1 protein-coding gene is annotated in these 1,704 nt (G+C 50.3%); it reads left to right on the top strand.

Going from position 1 to position 1,704, the window contains the following annotated elements:
• Positions 1–1,561 (top strand): 4-alpha-glucanotransferase (malQ, locus tag AC29Z1_RS17570; RefSeq protein WP_488272735.1); only part of this gene is annotated, 1,561 nt, incomplete at its 5' end.
• Between the last annotated feature and the right edge of the window lie 143 nt (positions 1,562–1,704).

Genomic DNA, 1,704 nt, shown 5'->3' with positions numbered 1-1,704 from the left:
ATTGTCAGGTCGGCTGCTGTTAGCTTGGGATGAAAGGATAACAACCCAGGTTGAACGTACCAACGGCATTTTGCTGCACCCCACCTCGCTGCCTTCACCCTTTGGTATTGGTGATTTGGGACCAGAAGCCTACCGGTTTGTCGATTTTCTTGTGGCTGCCGAGCAACAAATTTGGCAATTCCTGCCGCTTAATCCGGTAGGTTTTGGTGATTCCCCGTATCAATGCCTGTCGGCGTTTGCTGGTAATCCACTGCTGATTTCGCCGGAAAAAATGGTAGATGCCGGTTGGCTGACAGAAGGTGAACTTGCATATGCTGATATTTCCTGGCAGAACCCTGCCTGCATTGATTTTCCTTATGTCAAGCTATGGAAGGAACAGTTATTCAGACAAGCGTTTACACGTTTTAGCCAACAGGAGCCGCCTAGCGATTATGGCGCGTATGTAGCTAACAGTGCCGACTGGTTGCCTGATTATACGCTATTTATTGCACTCAAGCTGCATTTTGGTGGCCTGCCCTGGAATCAATGGGATACTCCCATCAGGCAGCGCCAGCCGGAGGCTCTCAGCTATTATCGGCAACTGCTTGCCGAAGAAATTCATTACCAAACTTTTTTGCAGTTTGTTTTCTGGCAGCAATGGCAAGAATTAAAGCGGTATGCCAATGCCCGGGGCATTCGCCTATTTGGTGATTTGCCGCTGTTTGTGGCTCATGACAGCGCCGATGTGTGGGCCAATCCTCATTTGTTTGCGTTGGATGTAGCCGGGAATCCGGTCAAGGTAGCCGGGGTACCGCCTGACTATTTTAGTACTACTGGGCAGCGTTGGGGCAACCCGCTCTATAACTGGGATGAGATGGCGCTAGATGATTACCATTGGTGGCGCCGCCGTCTGGAAGTTTTGCTTGCGTTGGTGGATATAATTCGCGTTGACCATTTCCGTGGCCTTGAGGCTTACTGGGAGATTCCTGCCAGCGAAGAGACGGCAGTGAACGGGCAGTGGACAGCCGGGCCAGGAACCAAATTTTTTTCCGTTTTGGAAAAATATCTTGGCAAGCTGCCGTTGGTGGCTGAGGATTTGGGGATTATTACCCCGGCAGTGAACAGACTTAAACATCGTTTTGGCTATCCGGGTATGCGGGTGCTCCAATTTAGTTTTGGTGACGGCTGGTCAGCACCTGAGTTTCCCTATAATACCGGTGTTAATACCATTGCTTATACGGGTACCCATGATAATGACACTTTGCTAGGCTGGTATCAAAAGCTGGAGGACACCGACCCGCAGTGCAAACGCATTATACTTAACCACCTTAAACGGTTAGGCCTGGATAGTGATCGAAGTAATATTGGCGTATGCAGGCAGCTTATTCGGCTGACCTATCTCAGTCAGGCTAAGACTGTCATACTGCCGTTGCAGGATGTACTGGGGCTGGACAGTAAAGCACGGATGAATACCCCCGGTACGGTGGGCGGCAATTGGAGGTGGCGTCTGGAGCCTGGTATGCTTACATCTGAAGTGATTGAATTTCTGAAAGACTGGAGCCGTCTAAGGCATGGGCTGTAGTACCCATACTGATAGGCAGACACGGTATTCACAAATACAAAGGCTGCTGTGCACAGGTACCAAAAGACCTTATGCACAGCAGCCTTTGTCTAGTTTGCCCGGCATGGGCAGTAACTAGGCGGTGAAAGTCCGCTATGGGCTTG

Source organism: Sporomusa sp., from assembly GCF_057736855.1.
The sequence above is the reverse complement of the archived record's forward strand: the minus strand, read 5'-3'. Positions and strand labels throughout refer to the sequence as shown.